This window comes from Xanthomonas sp. D-99, assembly GCF_017746145.1.
Lineage (GTDB): Bacteria > Pseudomonadota > Gammaproteobacteria > Xanthomonadales > Xanthomonadaceae > Xanthomonas > Xanthomonas cissicola.
This window is the reverse complement of sequence record NZ_JAGHWU010000094.1, coordinates 1-2,003: the sequence shown is the minus strand read 5'-3', so window position 1 is coordinate 2,003 and position 2,003 is coordinate 1. Positions and strand designations below refer to the sequence as shown.

The following is a 2,003-nucleotide window of genomic DNA, read 5'->3' as shown; positions in this document are numbered from 1 at the left end:
AGTTGATCAGACCTTCCCTAACTCCGACCGGCCTGCATTCCGGCTGGTATGTGATTCCACTTCCGACGCCGAGGTAGAGCAGGGGGCCAAAGGAAAGCCAGAGCTTCATGGCAGCCAGATTGTTGGCGCTTATCGCTATTTCAGCAAGCACTTAGTCGACTGGGCTGCGGGCAAGCTGGATGACGAGGCCGATGCCGAAGCGCTATCTGGCAAGACAGTTTGGGACCGACTAGAGTGCGCCTGGTTGGTCGTGCAGGATGGGTTACAGCTGGTGGTGATCAACTTGACTGCGGGCGATGAAACGCAAGTCATCTTCGAAACGCTCAATGCTCGCGGCACCGAGCTCTTACCTGCTGATCTGATCAAGAACTATCTGTTCCGCAAAGCTGCGAGGGTAGAGGGTGCGACGGAGAAGCATGTAGAAAATCTCTACGCCAAGCATTGGGAGCGCTTTGACAGCAAGTTCTGGCGAGAGCCCGTCCAGCAGGGTCGCATCTACCGCCCCCGCATTGACCTTTTCATCAACCACTACCTGTCCATGATGACTCGGGATGAGGTGAAGTCCACCCACCTGTTCAATGCCTACAAGAACTTTGTAGACCATGCAGAGGCGGATCCAGAAGCAAGCATTCCGGCTCCCATGACACCAGCGGCCCATATCCAGCAACTCGCTCAATTTGGGGATATCTTCCAGGCGTTCTATGAGCCCAAAGATCATGACGCTTTGGCGCTGTTCCTACGCCGTTTGGAAGCGGTAGACACTGCCACGGTCTACCCGTTCCTCCTGTATGCTTACGCGAGCCTGATGCCCGACAACAGGGACGAGTTCGACAAGATCTTAGGCGTGCTCGAAAGCTTCCTGATGCGCCGCCTGATTACCAACTACACGACAAAGAACTACAACCGGCTGTTTGTGGACTTGATCAAGGCCGTTGAGAAGGCGGGCGGAGTGTCCGCGGCCACCGTCGCTGAGCAACTGGGCAAGGGCACCGGCGAGAGCACCAAGTTCCCGACGGATGATGAATTACTCGTGGCGATCTTCGAGCAGGAGCTTTATGGCAGGTTGGCACAGAAGAAGGTGCGTGCCGTGCTTGAAGCCTTGGATGCATTCTCCATGTCTAGCAAGAGCGAAGCGATCGCGATGCCATCGAAGCTCACCATCGAACATGTGATGCCGCAAGCCTGGCTTACCCACTGGCCACTGCCGGAACAAGATCAGGTGGATGAGCTGACCAAGCAGAAGGCCATAGTTCGTAGAAGCGTCATGCTCAACACCTTGGGTAACTTGACCCTGATCACCGGAAAATTCAATTCGTCTTTGCAAAATGCTGCTTGGACGAACAAGCGCTCGGAGCTCTTGAAGTATTCCAAGATGAACTTGACTCGCTACTTTCATGGGAAGGAAGCCGACGACTGGCACGAGGCGGCAATCCGGACTCGCACTGAGCACCTCTTTGCGCAGTTGCTTCGTATCTGGCCAGCTGCAGGCAAGACAGCGAACAGCTAGGTCTCTCCGAATCGTATTTATTGGTCAGCGCGAAAGAATGTTCCATCACGCAATCCTTGGGCAATCTGATGCCCAAGGATTGCTCTGCGCAGGCAAGCGGGCATTCGTCATACTAAGTCGCGGTCTCGATCCTCGTCGTTGTGAAATTGACGACGTGTAGTTGGAAGGCGGGCATTGCCGCCCATCGCAGAAGGCGAGTAACAAGATCTTCGGTCCGCTTTGTTCGCAACACAGGTAACGACGTTCCAGTCTTCCATGAACACGTAAGGCTCGGAATTGACATGCAGCGATCCGGTCTTGCCTTTGACCTCGACGTGGCCGCTCGGCAAGATACATCAGCGTCGATCCCCGACACTTTGATGGACCTAGGGAAGGTCTGAACAACGAGACCTGACAGGGCGGAAGGTGGCGTCGTTCCGAAGAGTGGCTTTTGGAACTTCGGAATTTCGCCATTTCTGGCGCTTTCCGCGGGAATTTCCCGGTTCACAGACGCACG

Annotated in this window: 1 protein-coding gene; it reads left to right on the top strand. The window is 55.1% G+C overall.

Annotated elements, in window-relative coordinates; translation table 11 throughout:
• A partial coding sequence (locus tag J7360_RS20260; protein WP_209034661.1) for an HNH endonuclease family protein occupies positions 1-1,507 on the top strand: 1,507 nt, incomplete at its 5' end.
• Between the last annotated feature and the right edge of the window lie 496 nt (positions 1,508-2,003).